Origin of the sequence: Sulfuricurvum sp. (assembly GCF_036279695.1) — a bacterium.
Lineage (GTDB): Bacteria > Campylobacterota > Campylobacteria > Campylobacterales > Sulfurimonadaceae > Sulfuricurvum.
This window is the reverse complement of sequence record NZ_DASUIQ010000020.1, coordinates 1-18,920: the sequence shown is the minus strand read 5'-3', so window position 1 is coordinate 18,920 and position 18,920 is coordinate 1. Positions and strand designations below refer to the sequence as shown.

Sequence of the window (18,920 nt, the reverse complement as noted above, 5' to 3'; positions counted from 1 at the left end):
ATGGAACAACTATTCGAACCAACTCATCCCTCACACGATAGGCTCCTCCTATCGTTCAAATACATCCTCGATTTTTACAACGGGGATGTCGAACTCAAAACCATTACGACGATATTGGCACATACGAAAGAGCACTTGGAAATCGATGATCTAAAACACGGTTCTGTCGATTTCGGTCTCAACTTTGAACAAGCGGAAATATCGGCCGATATGATTTATTCCCATATCTTCCCCTGCATAGTGACGAAAGAAGATTCCAACGCTACCGTTTTATTAGGGATTGAGGGGGATAACGCACATCTATTGGATGTTATAAGCGGTAAAAAAACGACCTGTTCGATAGCCGAACTCGTATCCAGCTTCGACACCCTCCTCTATTTTTACAAAGAGATCAGCCATAAAAATATTTTAACGCATGACGAAAAAGGGAAACAGTGGTTTTGGAACCATCTCATCGAAGCCAAACCCGATATTACCAAAGTGGCTGTTCTCACGGTGTTTATCAATATTTTTATTTTACTTATTCCGCTGTATGCGATGAATGTCTATAACCGAGTGATCCCGAATTTTGCCATTGAAACTCTGTTTGTACTGACATTTGGAGTTGTTCTGATCTTTCTTTTTGACGCCCTTTTCAAAATGGCTCGAATCTATATCCTCGAAAACATGGGACGACGCATCGGAAGTGTTATGGAAGAGGAGTTATTAAAGAGACTCATGTTGATTCAAAGCCAGCATGACCATCTCCTCGCCGGATCAAAAGCAAACTTATTTAAAGAGATCGCACAAGTACGTGATTTTTTCATGTCCAAAAGTATTGCGTATGCACTCGATCTTCCGTTTGTCTTTTTAACCTTGTTGGTCATATATCTTATCTCTCCCAGTGTAGCCGTTGTCACCTTCTTGTGCGGCATCGCTATCATCGGAGTCAACGTTGTTTTGCAAATACCGATTTTTACCTTGGGGCGCAAACTTTTTCATGACGGACAAATTAAACACAACTATCTGTTTGAAACGATCAAAGGGATTGAAACACTGAAATTGACCAATGCCGTCTCCAAACGGTTGCACAAATGGCGACAATTGGTCAATTTTTACAATTTTATGAATCTGAAAATCCAGATGTATACGAACTTAGCAACCAATCTTTCCTACATCATCATGCAGCTTGCAACCGTCCTGACATTGGTTGTCGGAGTTTATCAAGTTCAAGAGAAAAACCTCACCATCGGAGCACTGGTCGCCCTTGGTCTATTGGTCGGACGAGCGATGGTTCCTATAGTCAATATTTCTAATTTGCTGAGTAAATACAAAGAGTTCAAAGAAGCCCTCGAATCGCTCAACCAATTTTGGCACATGCCTCTTGAAACCCAAAAACCGATTGACATCGGAATCAAAAAACTTCAAGGGCAAATTGAATTCAATAGCGTATCCTTCACCTACACGGGCTCCAGACAACCCTCCCTCACCGCTGCCAACTTCAAAATCAAACCGGGAGAAAAAGTCGGTTTTATTGGACCGACGGGCGCAGGAAAAAGCACGGTTTTACGTCTGCTAACCGGATTAAACACCCCCTCTTCGGGAACGATATTTATCGACGGACACGAGATAAATACGATCCATCCCGTTGAACTGCGCGACAGTATCGGCATCATGCCGCAAGAGCCGTTTTTATTTGACGGTACGCTAAAAGAAAATATCGAAATCGGTCAAAATATCGGCAAAGATATGCTGATCAAGCTATTGGCGATGACCGGACTCGAAGATCTGGTCAAACGCTCCGGCGAAGGGGAAAACTTCCAAGTCGGAGAGGGAGGTTCACGCTTATCGGTAGGTCAAAGACATTTGGTGGGATTAGCCCGATCACTGATCAACGACCCCTCAATCCTCATTTTAGATGAACCGACCACAGGAATGGACATCGGTCTTGAAAAAGAGATGATTCAGCACCTAAAACCGATCGTTGCGGATAAAACTTTGATTCTCATCACTCATCGCTTCGCGGCATTGGAATTGGTGGATCGGGTGATGGTCGTCAACAACGGACGAATTATTGCCGACGGCTCAAAAGACGATATTCTCCGACAGCTTCAAACCCAGAATGGGAGTAGCGCAGTATGACTAAAATGACACTCGAAAAACGGTGGAACTATTACATTACCGTCATCCCCATCGGACTTTTTTTACTCACCGCTTTAATCTGGGCAGCCTTTTCAGAGATTGACGAAGTGGTTCGCGGGGAAGGGAAAGTGATCCCCTCCGGACAGACCAAAGTGTTACAACACATGGAGGGGGGAATCGTCGCCGAAATCTTAGTAAATGAAGGGGACGAAGTAGCCATGAATCAGCCGATCTATCGGCTTGAGCAGGCATCGTTTACGGCTGAATCGAATGAAAAAGATTTGGAAAAAGTTGCCTTACAGGCAAAACAGCACCGCTTAGAGAGTCTTACCTATGATAAACCGCTTGTTTTTAGTGCCGGTTTTAGCGAAAAATATCCTCAGATCGTCAGCAATGAAATGCAGATCTACTACAGTGAAAAACTCAACAACTCCGATCGGCTTAACAGCGCTTTGCAAAAGGCGGAACAAAAAAAATATGAGATACAGGACTTAGAAGCAAAACTCAGAGATTTGTCTTCGGAACTCGATGTCGAAACCCAAAATACCGCCATTGCCGAACAGTTGATGAAATCGGGTGCCGGTTCCAAAAAAGAGTACTTGGCGGAAATGAGCAAAAAACAAAATCTCATTACGGAACTTAACGGAGTCAAAAACCAAATCCCTATTGCCAAGGGAAAAGCAAGTGAAGCGTTATATGAAGTAAGCTCCATCAAATCAGAAATCAAATCCAAAGCGCTCAATGAGCTGCAAGACATTCGTCTCAAACTGAGCCAAACGTTCCAACAAAGCGAAGCGAGTGTTGACCGAACCAAACGTCTCTTAATCACCTCTCCCGTCAAAGGGGTGGTCAATAAACTCTATTATTTCACCATCGGCGGTGCGATAAAACCGGGAGACAAAGTAGCTGAAATCACCCCGTTGGAAAGCGGGTTTATGATTGATGCCAACATACGGGCCCTTGATAGAGGTCGAATCTGGATCGGTCAAAAAGTAAGTATTGAAATCACCGCCTACGATTATGCCAAATACGGAAAAATCGAGGGTCAATTGGTATCGATCAGTCCCGATAGCTACACCAACCAAAAAGGTGAAATTTTATACGCGGTAAAAGTCAAAGCCTACAAAGACAACCTAGGGAAAAATCTTCCGATCATGCCGGGGATGGAAGCCGTCGTCAACATTGTCACCGGAAAACGGACCGTTTTAAGCTATCTCTTCTTGCCGATCAAACGGATGGGCAAGAACTCCATGCTAGAGCCGTAAGTAATGTGCTATAATAAGATTTTTATATTTATTAAGGAATTTTGAATGTTTGCATTGATACTAAAATTTCAATCGTTAATGGAGCAACTCCGAAAAAACAAACGTCTTTGGTTTACCAGTATTACCATCATCGCATTTTTAGGGATTGCCGGAACGCTTCATTATCTAAATTCCACGACCGAGAGAAGTGCCAAAAATCTTTATGAAGCCACCAGCAGCGCCTACTTTTTAGAGTTAGATTCAAAACTCCTCAGTGCACAACAGCAAGTCAGCATTTTGGGATCTTCTCTGATGGACAATCAACCGTTCGTAGCCATGATCAGTAATCAGGCTAACAGTGCCGTGAACAGCCAAAAATTAAAGCAAATTGCCGACAATGTCAATACTTTGAGCAAAAACCAAATTGCACTGGAACTCTACGATAAAAACCGTATGAAGACCGCTTCTTCGATTGAAAATATGAAAGTTAGTACACAGCCTTACGATTCCAAAGCGCTTCAAAAAGCGATTACCTCCAATACCTTTACCACTGCCGTCGAGTACCAAGACGGACAAGTGTATATCAGAGCTTTTTTCCCGATTCCCACCGGCGTTTTGGAAGTTAAAAAATCGGTCGATTATTTAATTGACGAGTATGCAGGAAACAATCAAATGTTTCAAGTGGTACTCGACAAAGATTTTTTGGACATGAAACGGGTTCAGGAGTATAGTTACAAAAAAATCGGTAAATCCGAAATCAGCGTTCAATCCAAAAGCGACGACACCTTTATGGAGTATCTCGCAACGCTCGATTTTGATCAGCTGGTCACGGATAAATATATCCTAGCCGATGATTATTTCATTATGGGAAAACCGATACTCGATTCAGACGGTAAGCGAATAGGAATTTTCTTGATCGGGGAGTATGTTTTAAAAGACGATAGCCTACCAAAAATGACCAAAAGCATTTCGACGGGTATTACAACTGCGGCCATGGGTCTAGTTGTCTCCTTACTCATCTTGATGATTTAATCGTGGGCAGTGTATTGAAGATATGAAACGAATAAAAGTACATAAAGCCTATTTTATCACTTGGTTGTTTATCCTTTACGTGGTCTACGTAAACGGGGAAGTTCTAGGGAACTTTTTTATGGCAACCGTTATCTTCAGTTCTGCCATTGTAGGTTTTTTGGCGGTTGGAACTCTCTATCAGTTTGTCAGCGGTTTTGACATCATGATGCTCGGCGGTACCTTCGGAGCGCTTGCCTACAAACGAACCGGATACGAGTTTTATCTGCGCAGTATCGATTCGATTCTCCCCGCGAATATCGCCCATATGCTCCAGAGCCGAAAAAATCAGCATCAGATGCTCTTCACCGAAGAGGAGTCGAGAAGCATTATCGACTGGCTCGAACATAAATTTACCAAACAAAAAACCTATATCAACTTTTTTATCAATACCTCGATGCTTATCGGTCTCTTGGGAACTTTCGTCGGATTGGTCGAATCGATTGATAAAATGGGACAAATCATTTTAAGCCTTAACGGTGATGTTGAGATGTCGGAGATCATGCAACAATTCTCCGGTCCTCTTTCAGGGATGGCAATCGGATTCGGGGCATCGTTATTCGGGGTTGTTACCGCCGTTATTTTGGGTCTCAACGGATATATTCTTTTCCGATACCAAGATACCCTCATCAGCGGCGTTGAAGAGTGGCTCAAAGATCGTATTATCGATATGGCACCTGAGCATATCAATACGACATCTTTGAGCGCGGAAAGCGATCTCGCCGGTCATCGCAAAAACTTTATGGATGTTTATCTCGATCAGCTCTCTTTGCTGACGGCAGAAATTGTCAAATCCTCAAACGGAGCGCAAAGTATTGCCACGATGGCATCCTCACTTTCATCTATCGAAACGATCCTAAACGAACAAAAAGAGTATATGCGCTCTACCCTTGAACTGCAACAAGCTAATCAGACTCGATACGAAGCGCTCTCACGTTCACTCAATAACCTATACGAATTAACCGACAACCGTTTGGAAGATCATAAAACCTCACTTGATGCAATCTCAGAGTCCGCGCATCAACTGTTAGTGCAAAATGATACTCAGATGAATACTCTTAACTCTAATATTGCCCTTATGAATGATCAGATAGGGACGAAAATCGATCAACTAAACGAGAAAAGTGCTCAAAATGCATCGGCACAATTGGTGAGCCTAAAAGAGGCGGCTAACAGTTTGGATGAGAATAAACGCTCTCTCAAAACCCTGCTCAAACTCCAAGAGAGTTCTAAATCACAAGATACGGCATTTCATTCACAAGCGATTGAACTATTAGAAGGGATGGATTCGGGTATCCATGCATCCAAAGAGAGCAACAACGTATTAATAGCCCACGTATCAGAGATGAAACAGGGGATAAACGGTTCGCTATCGACATTAAACGATCATACCTCTTTATTAAAAAATATCGAAAATACGATCGGGCGTACTGCGAGTCGTGAACAAAAATCAGGCGGGAAAAAAGGTCTTTTCTCTTTTTTCTCAAAATAATAAATTCTTAATAGGCGGCGTGAATGGCGGGTGGCGGTGATAGCAATGAGATGAATCCATTCATCTCGTATGTAGACTTGTTTGCTTCGATTATTATGGTATTGCTCCTGTTTATATTGATCATGTTCGTCAATGTCGGCTATTACATACAGTTCAATACCAAAAATAAAACAGAAAACAAAGAAGAAAAAACCAAACAAGAAGAAGTTACCCCCGAGCTGAAAAAAGAAGAGAACAAAGAAAAAACGATCCAGTATTTTGTTCAAAATGAGAACAACAATACCACGCCGGTTCAAGGGGGAGAAGTCGAGGGAAATGTACTTATCAAAAAATCGGAACAATTCGCCCAAGCCGAATTTAAAGAGCAAGAGTTGGTTATCGCTTTTAAAAATAATGAATATTTTCTAAACAAAGAGATTACCACTCAAGTAACCGATTTTATGGAAAATACCCTCAAGAAAAATCCTAATGCTCTCTTTTACATCAGTGTCAACGATTCACAAAAGCTGATCAGCTCGACACAAACGAAACAAGTCTCGTTAGGGAGAATACTAAGCCTCAAAAATGCATTGGAAAAAGTTCCCTCACTTCAAAATAAAATCAAACTTAGCTATAAACAAGCCGAATCTCTCAACTATGAATTCGGCCATTTAAAAATTGATGTGAAATAAGGTAGACAATGATGATTTCAAACGTATCAAAATATTTAATGATGGGATTCCTCGGTCTCCCTTTGGTATCTTCTGCATCCGTTTTAATCGATAACAATAGCAGCATATCCAATCTTCAATCAACCGAAACGAATGCAACGATCCCCCCTCCTTCCAATGAAAATAACGTAACGCTAAAAACAACGGTCAAAGAGGCGATAGAATCCAATTACCGTGTCAAACAGGCAAAAGAGCGTGTCCAGCAAGCGAACCATTTTGTCCGAGAAGCGTATGCTGATTTCTTGCCGCAAGTAGCGCTAGGTGCCAATACCCAACGCAAGCAATATGAAGGGTTTGACAATCAAAATTATTCCCAAAGCCAATACGACATGACGCTAACCTATAATCTTTTCTCCTCAGGAAAAGATTACGCGACGGTTCAAAAAAATAAAATTTTAAAAACCACTCAGGAGAAAAAGTTAAAAGGGACTTTAGAAGAAGAGATCGCCAAAGTGGTAGATGCCTACTTCAGTGTCGTGTACGGCAAACTTTCGTTAGAAGTAAACCAAAAAAATTACGATAAGCTTGTAAAAATTTATGAAATTGTTAAAACAAAACGAGAGTTAGGTGCCGCTACCATGGGGGATGAAAGTTCTATCTCCGCCAGTGTTTCAAACGCGAAAACAGCGATGACCAATACCGAATCGGCGTATAACAATGCCAAAGACTATTACGAATTCCTAACCAATAAAAAAGTGGCTGATTTTACCCCGTATGAAACCGGATTTGACATCAAACTCGATGATATTAATCTCGTACTGGATGAAGTCCAATCCAACAATACCGATCTAGGGATCATTAAAACACAGATTAGTTCAAAACAAAAAGAGATTTTCATCAACAAGGCTACCGACTGGCCTACGATTGATCTATCTTTTACCGATATCCGACGCAACCGATATGACTATAACAACCATAATGCAGCCATTGCGGTTGATGGATATAACTCTGATTTACTGTTACAACTTACCTTCAACTATAATCTCTACACGGGTGGGAAAACAGAAGCGAGAACGGCACGGCTCATGAGTGAGGCAACCGAGAGCACCTACAATTTAGAGTACACCTCAAAAGAGTTAAAATGGAATTCTCAAAAATTATACAACTCGGTGCAAACCAATACCAAAACACTTGAAACATTATCGAGCGAAATTGCCGCAAGTGAAAAAATGGCAGATGCCTATTGGGAACGTTTCCGTCTTTCAAGTCAAGATCTGGTAACACTACTGCAAGCTCAACGGCAAGTCAACACGGCGGAACTCGAAAAACTAAGAAGTGAAAAAACACGGATTCTTGATTATTTTAACTTACTTGCAAAACAGGGTAAATTATCAGAATACTTTGGCTATTAATATAGTTATTAAACCACCAGAGGTGTATGATGTCAAAAATTGGAATATTGCTGTTTATGGTTTATAGCTGTCTTTTTGCCGGAAGCGTAGACAACAACTCCACGAAAAAAAAATCCTCTTTAAAAGAGAAAGCGCTTTTCGTTAATAAAAAACATTATGACGAGCATTTAGCCAAAAATGCGGAACAAGAAAAAATGAAAAAGAAAAAAGAACTCAAAATATATAAACGTAAAGACGGTACTATCGATACGCTAAAAACCATCAACGCGGCTAATCGATGAGTGAAGCGGGGCAAGCTTTTCTTGCGCTCATACTCAGCGGTGATCTGTTTTTAAACGATAATCAAAACGATGAAGCGATCAGTTGCTATCTAAAAGCGGCTAACATCGAAAATATCCGTTCATGGGATAAAAGTGTAGTGTTACGCTTTTATAATAATCTTGCTATCGCCTACAAAAGAAAAGGCGATTTAGTCCCTGCTCAAAAGCTTTTTGAACAGGCGATTGCTATCGATTCCGCCTACCCTCTTTCGTATTTGAATCTTTTTAACCTTTACAAAACACAAAATAGAATCGCCGATGCTGAAGCGCTATTGCTAAAAGCCCTCTCCCGGAACATCAACGACATTCGATTTCATTTGTCACTGATAGAGTTCAATAATCAAAGAAAAAATTTTAGAAAAGCATTAGAGATAGCGATCGATTGCGTCAAAAAATTTAGAGGAGAGTATCAAGCGCACTTGACGTTAGGTAATTGCTTCGCAACACTAAAGCTTTATAAAAATGCGATTGATCCCTATAGCGCCGCTATCAATATCAAACCCGAAATAACCTCGGCATATAATAACATCGGAGTAGCCTACAAAGAACTCGGTGAGTATGAAAAAGCTCGCGCAGCCTATCAAAAAGTATTGGAACTCAACCCGAACGACAGTGCCGTTCATAACAATCTGGGCAATCTATTACGAAATTTTGATGATATGACAGGGGCAATACGCCATCTCGAACACTCCATCCGACTGAATCCCTCTTATGCCGATGCGTATAGTAATTTGGGAGCCGTGTACAAAGAGAACAAACAGTATGCGGAAGCGGAAGCGTTTTATCGCAAAGCCATTTCGTTAGCTCCGAATCATACCAATGCCAATTTTGACCTTTCTTTGATCGAGCTCTCAAAAGGGGAGTATAAAAACGGGTGGCAGCGATATGAACACCGTATAAAGATGGATGAACTACGTTCTAAAATTCATCACTACAAAACACCTATGTGGAGAGGCGAAAACCTGCACGGAAAAACGATTATCCTCCAAAATGAGCAAGGTTTCGGAGACAACATCATGTTCATCCGATACGTTCCACTATTCGTTGAACTGGGTGCCACAATCATACTCCGAACGCGTCCTGAGCTGGTTCGACTCTTTGAATCCGTCAAGGGGGTAGAAAAAGTCTACAGTGAAGAGGATGAGATTCCCGAACATGACTATTACCTACCCCTTTTATCGTCTCCTACGCGCTTTAAAACAACGATTGAGACTATACCGAAGCATTTCCCCTATATTATTCCCCGTAGTCAAGAGATAAGCGATTTTAAATGCAACAAAAAGAGTTTCAATATCGGTCTTGTATGGAGCAGCAGCCGAACCAATAAAGATTTCAAAAATAAATATATCGGACTAGAGCATTTTAAAATGCTCTTCGCAATCAAAGGGACGACATGGTATTCCCTCCAAGCGGGAGAAGATGCGCAGGAAATAAAAGTAGCAAAGTTGGAAAATAAAATAACGGATCTCTCAGAAAGATTAGTCAATTTTTCGGCAACTGCCGCCATCATCGAGAAATTGGATCTTATCATCACAACCGATACGGCTATCGCCCACTTATGCGGAGCAATGGATAAAAAAGCGTGGGTTTTAGTCCCGAAACCGGCCGATTGGAGATGGATGCAAGAGGGGAAATCTACCCCGTGGTATAACAGTTTAGAGCTCTTCCGACAACATCAGAAAGGGTCTTGGAACGAGGTGATTTCCGAGATTAAAGATAAATTGTCGCAACGGATCAAATAATTATTGTTTTTCGATCTTTTCGATAATATGGGCGGCACCCTCAGGAGCGATTAACTTCTCCAGCGCTTTACTTTTCGCTGCAATATCACTCTCAATCGCTTCTTGCAGTTTTACAACCAACCCTTCATTTTGACGTTCACACCATCCCGCATTATGATCGATGACATAACGGGCATTATGATATTGATGATCGGCGGCGGCGTAGGGAAACGGGATGTAAAAAGCGGGGATTTTAGCCGCACACAACTCCCAGAGCGTACTTGCCCCTGAGCGGCTGATCGCGAAATCGCTCCGCTCACACAGTTCGGCGATTTGAGTCGTAAATCCGTACACTTCCGCCTCGATCCCCATGGTATGATACGCGGCACGGACCCTCTCTTCTTCTTTCATTCCGCACTGATGGATGATGTGTATCCCTTTTTCCTGAAGCCACGGAGAAATCTCGATGGCCAAATCATTGATAAATTTTGCCCCCTGCGATCCCCCCAAAAATATCACCGTTTTCACTTCGGTTCGGATACGTGCATTCTCAAAATAGCGCGTATTGACAGGATAATCGCAATGATTTTCCCCCTCTTCGTACGAACTGAAAAAACGTTTCGCATACGGACGAAGCAATCGGTTCAACTTCCCCGTCACCGCGTTTTGTTCGTGGATATAGAGGGGCACACGCGATACAACTGCCGCCAATGCCGCAGGAGCCGCCGAAAATCCTCCGACACTCACAACAGCGTCTGCATGAAACGATTGGATCAAATCACGCGACTTCATAGAGGCTTTAAAAACTTTCCAGAGTGCTCCGAGTTTTCCCATTCCCGATTTATTGACCACCCCCGTCGTATCCAAAAAATGGGTCTCATGAAACAAGGTACTGTCCGCAAACCATTGACGATCTTGACCGGAAGTTGAGCCGATAAACATGACTCTATGTCCCCGTTCACGCGCGATCTGTGCTAATGAGAGGGCGATGACCAGATGTCCTCCTGTTCCGCCGCCGGTAAAGACAAGATTCATTTTTTATCCCCTGATTTGTACTTGATCTTTTTAGAGACCATAATGACCATCCCTACGCCGATAGCCGAAGCCAACATCGCCGAACCTCCATAGCTCAAAAACGGAACGGAGATCCCTTTGATCGGGGTCAATCCGCTGATACCGTAAGCATTGATCATAAAAGCAAACGTAATCAACAACCCTATACCGAGACTAAACAAATAGGCGGTATCGTCATGCGACCTGTTGGCAATTTTAAAGAGCCGGTGAAGGAGCATAATAAAAAGGAGCGTCACCCCGAATACCCCTAAAAATCCGAACTCTTCGGCAATCCCAGCCAATACGAAGTCGGTATGTACCTCACTCAAAAAACCGAGTTTAAACGTACCGCCCCCAAGCCCCGTACCGAAAATCGCTCCGTTATGAATCGCATTGAGCGAGTGTCCGATCTGATACGGCTCTTCGGCATTTTCGATCCGTAAATGTTTGGCGATCGATTCGGGGAAAAATGCCAAAACGGTACTCTGCGCCGATGCCCACCATGATAAGATACGGTTAATCCGGTGTTCCGCCGTCAAAATAAAAAAGAGGAAAAATCCCACCGCACTTCCGATCAGCGTCATAAAGAAACGAAAACTGCTCCCCGCAAAAAAGAGCATAAACGCCAACGTAAGCGCCAATACGACAACCTGCCCTAAGTCGTTTTGCATAAAAGCGATCAAAAACATGATGATAATAAAGATTGCCGCATAGGGGAGAAACCGTTTAAACTCTTCGGCGACCCCCATATTTGCGTGATGCCCGAGCTTACGTGAAAAACTCCATGCCAAAAAGTAAACGAATCCCACTTTGAAATACTCAACCGGAGCGAGTGAGAACCCGAACAGTTTAATCCACCGTTTTGCACCACCGACTTCACTCACCAGCGATGCCGGAAGAAACGGCATCACAATCATCAAAAATATCCCTCCGAAAAAGAGACCCAGTCCTAAACGATGGAGCCAAATATCGGGATCAAGCTGTGCGAGAGTCCACATAATTAAAATCGAGATAACCGCAACAATCAACTCTCGAATCACGAAATGGAAATCATTGTATTCAAAAAGGACAACCGTATACGCAGTAAGGGTATACGAGCAAATCACCCCTATCGTAATCAGTGCTGTTGTCAAAAGAAATAATTTTTTATCCGGCATTTATTAAGCTTATAATGTATAATTTTCATAAGTATATCGTTCTTTCGAAAATAGTTCGATAAAAGCAAATTGGAATGTTTTTTGCTTTAGTGTTCTAAAGAAATTTGAGAGAAAGGGGAAGTAACATGGGTATCACCGTTTCGCGTGCACATAATCTGATGGAAAGCGCCATGAACTACCGCGCGGCACGTCAAGACATCATTGCCGGAAATATCGCCAATGCCGATACCCCTTTCTATCGTCCTAAAGATATTAGTTTCGAAGATACGTTGGCACAAAAAAGTGCTGACATCTTCAAAAACAGATCCGAAGAGCTTCAAATGGCACACACCAACAGCGCCCATTTGGGACCGATCGATTCAGGTTCATCCAAACCAACCACTTTTTTTCGTGACGGGCACATGGCACGCAACGACGGAAACAGTGTCGATTTGGATGTTGAATCGACCGAAATGGCAAAAAACTCAACGATGTTTAATGCCCTAACTGCGGCACTCAAAAAAGATTCCGCTTTGTTCAAAAGTGTCATTGACGCTTCGAGCAAAACATCGTAAGGATTAGATTATGGCATTTTTAAATAGCTTTGACATTAGCGGTTACGGACTATCCGCTCAGCGTGTACGGGTAAACACGATCAGTGAAAATATTGCCAATGCCCAAACAACCCGAACCAATGAGGGGGGACCGTATCGTCGTCAAGAAGTTATTTTTAAAGCGATCGATTTCAATCAAGTGTACAATAAAGCACTTGAAAATGAGACCTCTCAACTCGGTTACAGCGACCCGCTCAAAGAGGGATTAGCAGGTTTAAAACCAAATCCTGCTATCATGAGCGTAATCGTTGATAAAATCAGCCGCGACGACAGCGCACCGAAGATGAAATATGACCCTTCACATCCGGATGCGGACGCAAAAGGGTATGTTGCATACCCGAATATTAATCCTGTTGTCGAAATGGCCGATTTAGTCGAAGCAACACGATCGTATCAGGCGAATGTCGCCGCATTCGAAAGTGCAAAAAACATGGCCGGCAGTGCCATCAGTATATTACAAGGATAATCCGTAAATGGCTAACGTTCACTCGATCAAAGCTCTTTCCACCGCTGATCTGCTCGCCAATAAGAGCACAAATGCGAGCGAGGCAAGCAGTACCGATTTTGCACAAGAGCTCAAAAATGCTCTCGGAAACGTCAACCAAATGCAAGTTGACGGCGAAAGAGCGATGAGTGACATTGCAACGGGTAGCGTCAAAGATTTGCATCAAGCCGCTATCGCCATCGATAAAGCCGAAATCAGTATGAAACTGATGCTTGAAGTACGAAATAAGGCGCTCAATGCCTATAAAGAAATTACCCGAACGCAAATGTGATTTAATCTTCTCACATGCGCCATTCTAATAAATCAAAAAAAATCCTCGCCCTTTTCCTCGTTCTCATGTTCGGTTTCGTCATCTTTTTGGCGGTGATGCTCTATACCGCTTTGCATGATCGTGCGATCCCCTCTATCTATTCCGAAGATTCCGCCAAAGCGCAACGCGGCTCTATTATCAGTGCGGACGGCTATCACATCGCGACGACCCAAAAACTCTACAAAGCGGTGGTCAATACCCGCAATATCGATCCGGGGAAAGAGGAACTCTTCATTCAACTTTTCAGCATCTACAGCGGAATGGATTCTGATGAAATCCGAGAACGTCTGCATACCCGAAAAGGCTCGGTAACACTCAGTTACCACATCAGCCCAAAAGAGGCGATGTATCTTAAAACCCTTGCGTTTGAACTGCGTCGTCTAGGGGTATTTATCGAATACGAAACCTCAGGGGGGGAACGTATTTTACAGGGGCTCAGTATTTTGGAAAGCGGTGAAGCGCGCCTCTACCCTTACGGCAATCTCCTCACCCCTCTTTTAGGGTATCCTCGTAAAATGGAAGAGGATGGGTACACACGCATTTATGGGATTAAAGGGTTGGAGAAATTTTTTGATGAAGAGCTCAACCCACAGCAAAATCGAACCCAAAAAGCTCTGCGCGATGTCAACGGCTATCTGATTTTAAACCGCCAAAGCGACTTTAAACGGCAGATTAACGGACTCACCGTCAAGCTCAACATCCCTATTATGCTCCAATCACGAGTCGAAATTATCACCGATCAAATCAAAGAAAAACTTCAAGCTGATGAGATTATCGCCACCGTTATGGACTCAAAAAGCGGAAAAATCATCGCTTTAGCCAGTTCCAATCGGTTCGATCCCAACCATATCCGAACCCAAGACTACCCTTCGCTCAATACCAATGCGATCGAGTACAGCTACGAACCGGGGTCCGTTATCAAACCGATTATTTTCTCCCTTTTGCTTGATCGAGGGCTTATTAACCCTTACGACATGGTAAACGGTCACAACGGACGTTTTACGATGGGGACGAAAACCATTGTGGATGAGCACGCCTTTAGTACCCTCAGCGCGGAAGATGTTCTCGTCTACTCTTCCAACATCGGGATTGCCCAATTGGGTCAAAAACTAAGCGGAAAAGAGTTTACCGAAGGGCTGGAGCGGTTTGGATTTACCCATTTCAGCGGGGTCGACGTACCGTATGAAAAACGGGGTTCCATCCCAAGCTCCGCACAGCTGAACAATTACCTCTACAAAGCGATTACCTCGTACGGATACGGTATGCGCGCCAATGCCATGCAGCTCGTTAAAGCATTTAACGTCTTCAACAACGGAGGAAAACTCGTCAATCCGATGGTCGTTGAAGCCCTCTATGACGATAACGGACGGACGATTCCGATGCAGGTTCAAGCTCCGACACAAGTGATCTCACCCGCTACCGCAGAGCGGATGAAACAGATTTTGATTAAAACGGTCAATGTAGGGACGGGAACAGGTGCTAAAACTCCGGGATTGGAAGTGGGAGGAAAAACAGGGACGGCGCATATCGCTAAAAACGGTACCTACGTGAACAGCTACCACACCTCGTTTATCGGATTTGCCAACGATGCCAAACACAACTATACGATCGGTATTACCGTTATCGAACCGCGTACCGTCTATTTTGCTTCGATTACCGCCGTGCCGGTGTTTAAAGCGATTGTTGACCTGATGGTAGAAGAAAAATACCTCACTCCCGATCCCGTAGCGGCGGCAATAGCTTCACCTCAAGAGCCTACACCCCACTAAGGGCCTTTTGAATCACCGCCGTCACCTCTTTGTCAAACGGGTGGTGTTTCTCTATCCCCCAAACTTCGATCACCACTTCCCCTCTCACATAGAGTTTACGTTTTGATTGCAAAATACCGAGGAAGCGATTGCTATTGAGTTGTTTGGTATCGACACGAAAAGATAAGGGGATACTCGATTGAGCCCCCGATGGGATAACAATCGTTTTGGATCCCGCTGTGTTCATTTCACCCTGAGCGATCATCTCTTTTCCGTCATTCAGGGTGTATTGCAGTGAGACGATTTTAATATCGCTGTGCCATTTATTGCTCACGAGCAAATCGCTCCCCAGCCGGATTTCACCCGATTTCGTCGAAATACCCAACAAGGATAAGACTCCGAGCATCACTTCGGCTTGCGAGTTTTCCCATCGTACGTTTCCCTGAGGCTCTATGAGGATGTCTTTCCCCATTTTGGGAGCGCACCCGGCGATAAGCAATCCAATCGCAAAGAGTGATAAAGATCTTTTCATCTTACATCCATACATTGTCGATCAAACGGGTGGTTCCAACCCGCGCGGCTACCAATACGATCGTATCGCCTATCACTACCTCATCGAGGAACCGGAACGAGCGATTAACGATCGTAACATACTCGACATCCAAAGGAGAGAGGATACTCTCCATACTCGCCTTAATCTCACTGCTCTTGGTATTTCCCTGCATCACCATCTTGGTCGCACGTTTCAATGAAGCGGAGAGCTTCAATGCCTCTTCACGCTCCGAAGGGCTCAAATAGACGTTACGAGACGATAGCGCCAATCCGTCACTCTCCCGTACCGTATCCATAGGAACAATCTCGATATTCATAAAAAAATTATGGACCATCTGAGTTATGAGAGAGAGCTGCTGGGCATCTTTTTTACCGAAATAGGCACGCGTCGGTCGAACGATATTGAGCAGTTTCATCACGACCGTCAATACCCCGTCAAAATGACCGGGGCGCGAAGCACCCTCAAGGATAAATCCTCTCACATCGGGAGCACAAATACGGACTTCATCTTCACCGTACATCGCGCTCACATCGGGATAAAAGAGGACGTCTACGCCGCTGAGTTCACAGATTTTAAAATCGGCCTCTTCGCGACGGGGGTATTTGCTCAAATCCTCCCCCGCTAAAAACTGGGTCGGATTCACAAAGATCGATACCACCACACACTCATTCTCTTTGCGCGCGGCATCGATGAGGGTACGATGACCGATATGGAGCGCCCCCATCGTCGGTACAAACCCGATTGATCCCCTCATAGTTTGAAGCGCATCTTGAAGTTCTTGCGCGGAGCGTGCGATAATCATCGTTTTAGCCTCTTTAGAATATAATTGGCATTATAATATATCAGAAGGTATTCCACCATATGGATCATTACGAATATACCGAATTACTAAAAACATTGACGATTAAAATGCAAAACGTCACGGATGTTGTACGCCCTACAGAGATCACCGCCCGTTTGAGCGAAATCGAAGCACTTGAAAACTCAGACGGCTTTTGGAATGACGCGAGCGCGGCAGGGGTTATCCAAAAAGAGAAAACACAGTTGGAACGCCGTTTGGCAAAGTATTCTAAAACATTCAACACCCTAGGCGATGCGCTCGATTTATACGAAATGGCCAAAGAAGAGGGGGATGAAGAGACCATCGAATCTCTTTTTGCCGATGCGGGCGCATTGGAGAACAATGTTAAATCAATGGAAGTCGAAGTACTCCTATCGGGTGAACACGACAGTCATAACGCCATCGTCACCATCCATCCGGGTGCTGGGGGAACCGAGTCTCAAGACTGGGCATCCATGCTGTTACGGATGTATACCCGTTGGGCGGAGAGACGCGATTTCACCGTAGAGATGCTCGACTATCAAGCCGGCGAAGAGGCTGGGATCAAAGACGCCGCACTGCTGATCAAAGGGGTCAACGTCTACGGCTACCTCAAAAATGAAAACGGTATCCATCGTCTGGTTCGTATCAGCCCTTATGATTCCGCCGCCAAACGCCATACCAGCTTTACCTCCGTTATGGTCTCTCCGGAGCTTGACGATGACATCGATATTGAAATCGAAGACCGTGACATCCGTATCGATACCTATCGGGCATCGGGGGCGGGAGGTCAACACGTCAACAAAACCGAATCGGCAATCCGTATCACCCATGTCCCGACGGGTATCGTCGTGCAGTGTCAAAATGACCGTTCACAGCACAAAAACAAAGCGACGGCGTTTAAAATGCTCAAATCCCGTCTCTATGAGCTAGAGATGGAGAAAAAACAAGCGGCGGTTGACGGGATCGAAAAAAGCGAGAACGGCTGGGGTCACCAAATCCGTTCCTACGTCTTGGCTCCGTACCAACAGGTCAAAGACACCCGTTCGGGGATCCCTTACTCCAACATCAGCAATATTCTCGATGGAGATATTGATGAGATGATCGAAGGGGTTTTAATCTCTCTTAGCCGCAAAGATGACGACGAATAATCGAAATACCGTTCTCAAAGAGTGCGCCCTCCATGAGCCGTGCTCCTACATTGCGGGCAATACCCAAAGCATCCATTACAAAGTTATCCAAGAGTGCACAAAATCGCAATGTGAAGCGCTAATTTTACGGGGATGGCGACGCTTCGGATCGATGTATTTCCGCCCCATCTGCCAAGAGTGCCGAAAATGCGAAAGCCTCAAAATCGATGTGGAACGCTACATTCTCAGCAAATCCGAACGCCGAATCTTACGTAAAAATGCTCATCTGAGCACCGTGATCCGTCAACCGACCCTCACCCGTGAACACCTTGAACTCTTTGATCGCTACCATCGCTATAAACACCACACCCGTTCGTGGGATGCCCCCAAAAGCGATCCCAAAAACTACTACGCTTCCTTTGTCCAAGGGCACGGCGATTTCGGATTTGAAGTGCTCTATTTTGAGGGTGAAAAACTTATCGCCGTCGATCTGATCGATATTTTAGAAGAGGGGATCAGCGCTCTGTATTGCTACTATGACCCCGATTACAATCATCAATCGCTCGGGCGCTATACATTGTTGCAGCAAATCGAATTTGCACGCCGTTTGGGACTCAAATGGATCTATCTGGGCTACTACGTCGAAGGGTGCCAAAGTCTGGAGTACAAAGCAAGCTATTCCCCCTCACTGGAACTGATGGGGAGACCCGAAGAGGATGAAATACCGGTTTGGCGGGAGCTGCATGAAAACAATCCGCTTTGATACTTCTTTTATAACCCCTTCGAAAGTGATCTGTATCGGACGCAACTACGTCGAGCATATCCGTGAGCTGAATAATGAAATCCCCTCCTCCATGGTCGTCTTCAACAAACCAAACTCCACCATTACCGATACTCTGCGATTTATTTCTCCCGATACCCGCTTTGAGGGGGAAATCTGTTTTTTGATAATGGGCGGCCAAATTGCCGGTATCGGATTCGGACTTGACCTCACCAAAGCGGAAATCCAAAATCATCTCAAAG

Annotated in this window: 19 protein-coding genes; 15 read left to right on the top strand and 4 right to left on the bottom strand. The window is 44.2% G+C overall.

Annotated features, from left to right (window positions below):
• From VFW36_RS02685 to VFW36_RS02650, 8 genes are all read left to right on the top strand, one after another.
• Positions 1-2,121 carry an ATP-binding cassette domain-containing protein gene (locus VFW36_RS02685; protein WP_329657279.1) on the top strand — a complete coding sequence of 707 codons (2,121 nt, stop codon included), beginning with the start codon at positions 1-3 and terminating at the stop codon, positions 2,119-2,121.
• Complete coding sequence (locus VFW36_RS02680) at positions 2,118-3,386, top strand: HlyD family type I secretion periplasmic adaptor subunit (RefSeq protein ID WP_329657278.1); 1,269 nt, start codon at positions 2,118-2,120, stop codon at positions 3,384-3,386. Before VFW36_RS02685 ends, VFW36_RS02680 begins: the two co-directional genes overlap by 4 nt.
• A gap of 45 nt (positions 3,387-3,431) precedes the next feature.
• Positions 3,432-4,397 (top strand): hypothetical protein, encoded by a 966-nt coding sequence (locus tag VFW36_RS02675; RefSeq protein WP_329657277.1) that lies wholly within the window; start codon positions 3,432-3,434, stop codon positions 4,395-4,397.
• A gap of 118 nt (positions 4,398-4,515) precedes the next feature.
• Positions 4,516-5,925: a MotA/TolQ/ExbB proton channel family protein gene (locus tag VFW36_RS02670; protein ID WP_329657276.1), complete on the top strand. Its 1,410-nt coding sequence runs from the start codon at positions 4,516-4,518 to the stop codon at positions 5,923-5,925.
• A gap of 23 nt (positions 5,926-5,948) precedes the next feature.
• Complete coding sequence (locus VFW36_RS02665) at positions 5,949-6,596, top strand: hypothetical protein (protein ID WP_329657275.1); 648 nt, start codon at positions 5,949-5,951, stop codon at positions 6,594-6,596.
• Between the two features lie 8 nt (positions 6,597-6,604).
• Positions 6,605-7,987: a TolC family protein gene (locus VFW36_RS02660; protein WP_329657274.1), complete on the top strand. Its 1,383-nt coding sequence runs from the start codon at positions 6,605-6,607 to the stop codon at positions 7,985-7,987.
• Between the two features lie 29 nt (positions 7,988-8,016).
• Positions 8,017-8,268 carry a hypothetical protein gene (locus VFW36_RS02655; protein ID WP_329657273.1) on the top strand — a complete coding sequence of 84 codons (252 nt, stop codon included), beginning with the start codon at positions 8,017-8,019 and terminating at the stop codon, positions 8,266-8,268.
• Entirely contained in the window at positions 8,265-10,049 is a 1,785-nt protein-coding gene (locus VFW36_RS02650; protein WP_329657272.1) for a tetratricopeptide repeat protein, read from the top strand. Before VFW36_RS02655 ends, VFW36_RS02650 begins: the two co-directional genes overlap by 4 nt.
• Here VFW36_RS02650 and murG read toward each other — a convergent pair whose 3' ends face one another.
• Both murG and VFW36_RS02640 read right to left on the bottom strand, forming a co-directional pair.
• Complete coding sequence (gene murG / locus VFW36_RS02645; protein ID WP_329657271.1) at positions 10,050-11,063, bottom strand: undecaprenyldiphospho-muramoylpentapeptide beta-N-acetylglucosaminyltransferase; 1,014 nt, start codon at positions 11,061-11,063, stop codon at positions 10,050-10,052.
• A complete protein-coding gene (locus VFW36_RS02640) occupies positions 11,060-12,238 on the bottom strand; it encodes an FtsW/RodA/SpoVE family cell cycle protein (RefSeq protein ID WP_329657270.1) in 1,179 nt (392 codons plus the stop codon). Before VFW36_RS02640 ends, murG begins: the two co-directional genes overlap by 4 nt.
• A 125-nt stretch (positions 12,239-12,363) precedes the next feature.
• On the opposite strand from VFW36_RS02640, the gene flgB reads away from it, so the two are divergent.
• The 4 genes from flgB to VFW36_RS02620 are packed head-to-tail and all read left to right on the top strand — an operon-like array spanning position 12,364 to position 15,415.
• Positions 12,364-12,792, top strand: a complete 429-nt coding sequence (flgB, locus tag VFW36_RS02635) for a flagellar basal body rod protein FlgB (protein WP_329657269.1) — start codon at positions 12,364-12,366, stop codon at positions 12,790-12,792.
• A 10-nt stretch (positions 12,793-12,802) separates the two neighbouring features.
• The gene (gene flgC / locus VFW36_RS02630; protein ID WP_329657268.1) at positions 12,803-13,297 is read left to right on the top strand and encodes a flagellar basal body rod protein FlgC; all 495 of its coding nucleotides are present in this window, start codon (positions 12,803-12,805) and stop codon (positions 13,295-13,297) included.
• A gap of 7 nt (positions 13,298-13,304) precedes the next feature.
• Complete coding sequence (gene fliE / locus VFW36_RS02625) at positions 13,305-13,607, top strand: flagellar hook-basal body complex protein FliE (protein ID WP_329657267.1); 303 nt, start codon at positions 13,305-13,307, stop codon at positions 13,605-13,607.
• A gap of 14 nt (positions 13,608-13,621) precedes the next feature.
• The gene (locus VFW36_RS02620) at positions 13,622-15,415 is read left to right on the top strand and encodes a penicillin-binding protein 2 (RefSeq protein ID WP_329657266.1); all 1,794 of its coding nucleotides are present in this window, start codon (positions 13,622-13,624) and stop codon (positions 15,413-15,415) included.
• Here the strand turns inward: VFW36_RS02620 and VFW36_RS02615 are convergent.
• Both VFW36_RS02615 and panC read right to left on the bottom strand, forming a co-directional pair.
• Positions 15,402-15,926 (bottom strand): hypothetical protein, encoded by a 525-nt coding sequence (locus VFW36_RS02615; RefSeq protein WP_329657265.1) that lies wholly within the window; start codon positions 15,924-15,926, stop codon positions 15,402-15,404. The genes VFW36_RS02620 and VFW36_RS02615 overlap by 14 nt on opposite strands.
• A 1-nt stretch (position 15,927) precedes the next feature.
• On the bottom strand, positions 15,928-16,749 hold the full coding sequence (gene panC / locus VFW36_RS02610) for a pantoate--beta-alanine ligase (RefSeq protein WP_329657264.1): 822 nt from the start codon (positions 16,747-16,749) through the stop codon (positions 15,928-15,930).
• 59 nt (positions 16,750-16,808) lie between these two features.
• Between panC and prfB the strand changes: the two genes are divergently transcribed.
• The 3 genes from prfB to VFW36_RS02595 form a co-directional block, all read left to right on the top strand.
• Entirely contained in the window at positions 16,809-17,918 is a 1,110-nt protein-coding gene (gene prfB, locus VFW36_RS02605) for a peptide chain release factor 2 (protein ID WP_329657263.1), read from the top strand.
• Positions 17,905-18,660 carry an arginyltransferase gene (locus VFW36_RS02600; RefSeq protein ID WP_329657262.1) on the top strand — a complete coding sequence of 252 codons (756 nt, stop codon included), beginning with the start codon at positions 17,905-17,907 and terminating at the stop codon, positions 18,658-18,660. The genes prfB and VFW36_RS02600 overlap by 14 nt, the downstream gene beginning before the upstream one ends.
• On the top strand, positions 18,641-18,920 hold a 280-nt coding region (locus tag VFW36_RS02595), incomplete at its 3' end, for a fumarylacetoacetate hydrolase family protein (protein ID WP_329657261.1). The genes VFW36_RS02600 and VFW36_RS02595, both read left to right, overlap by 20 nt.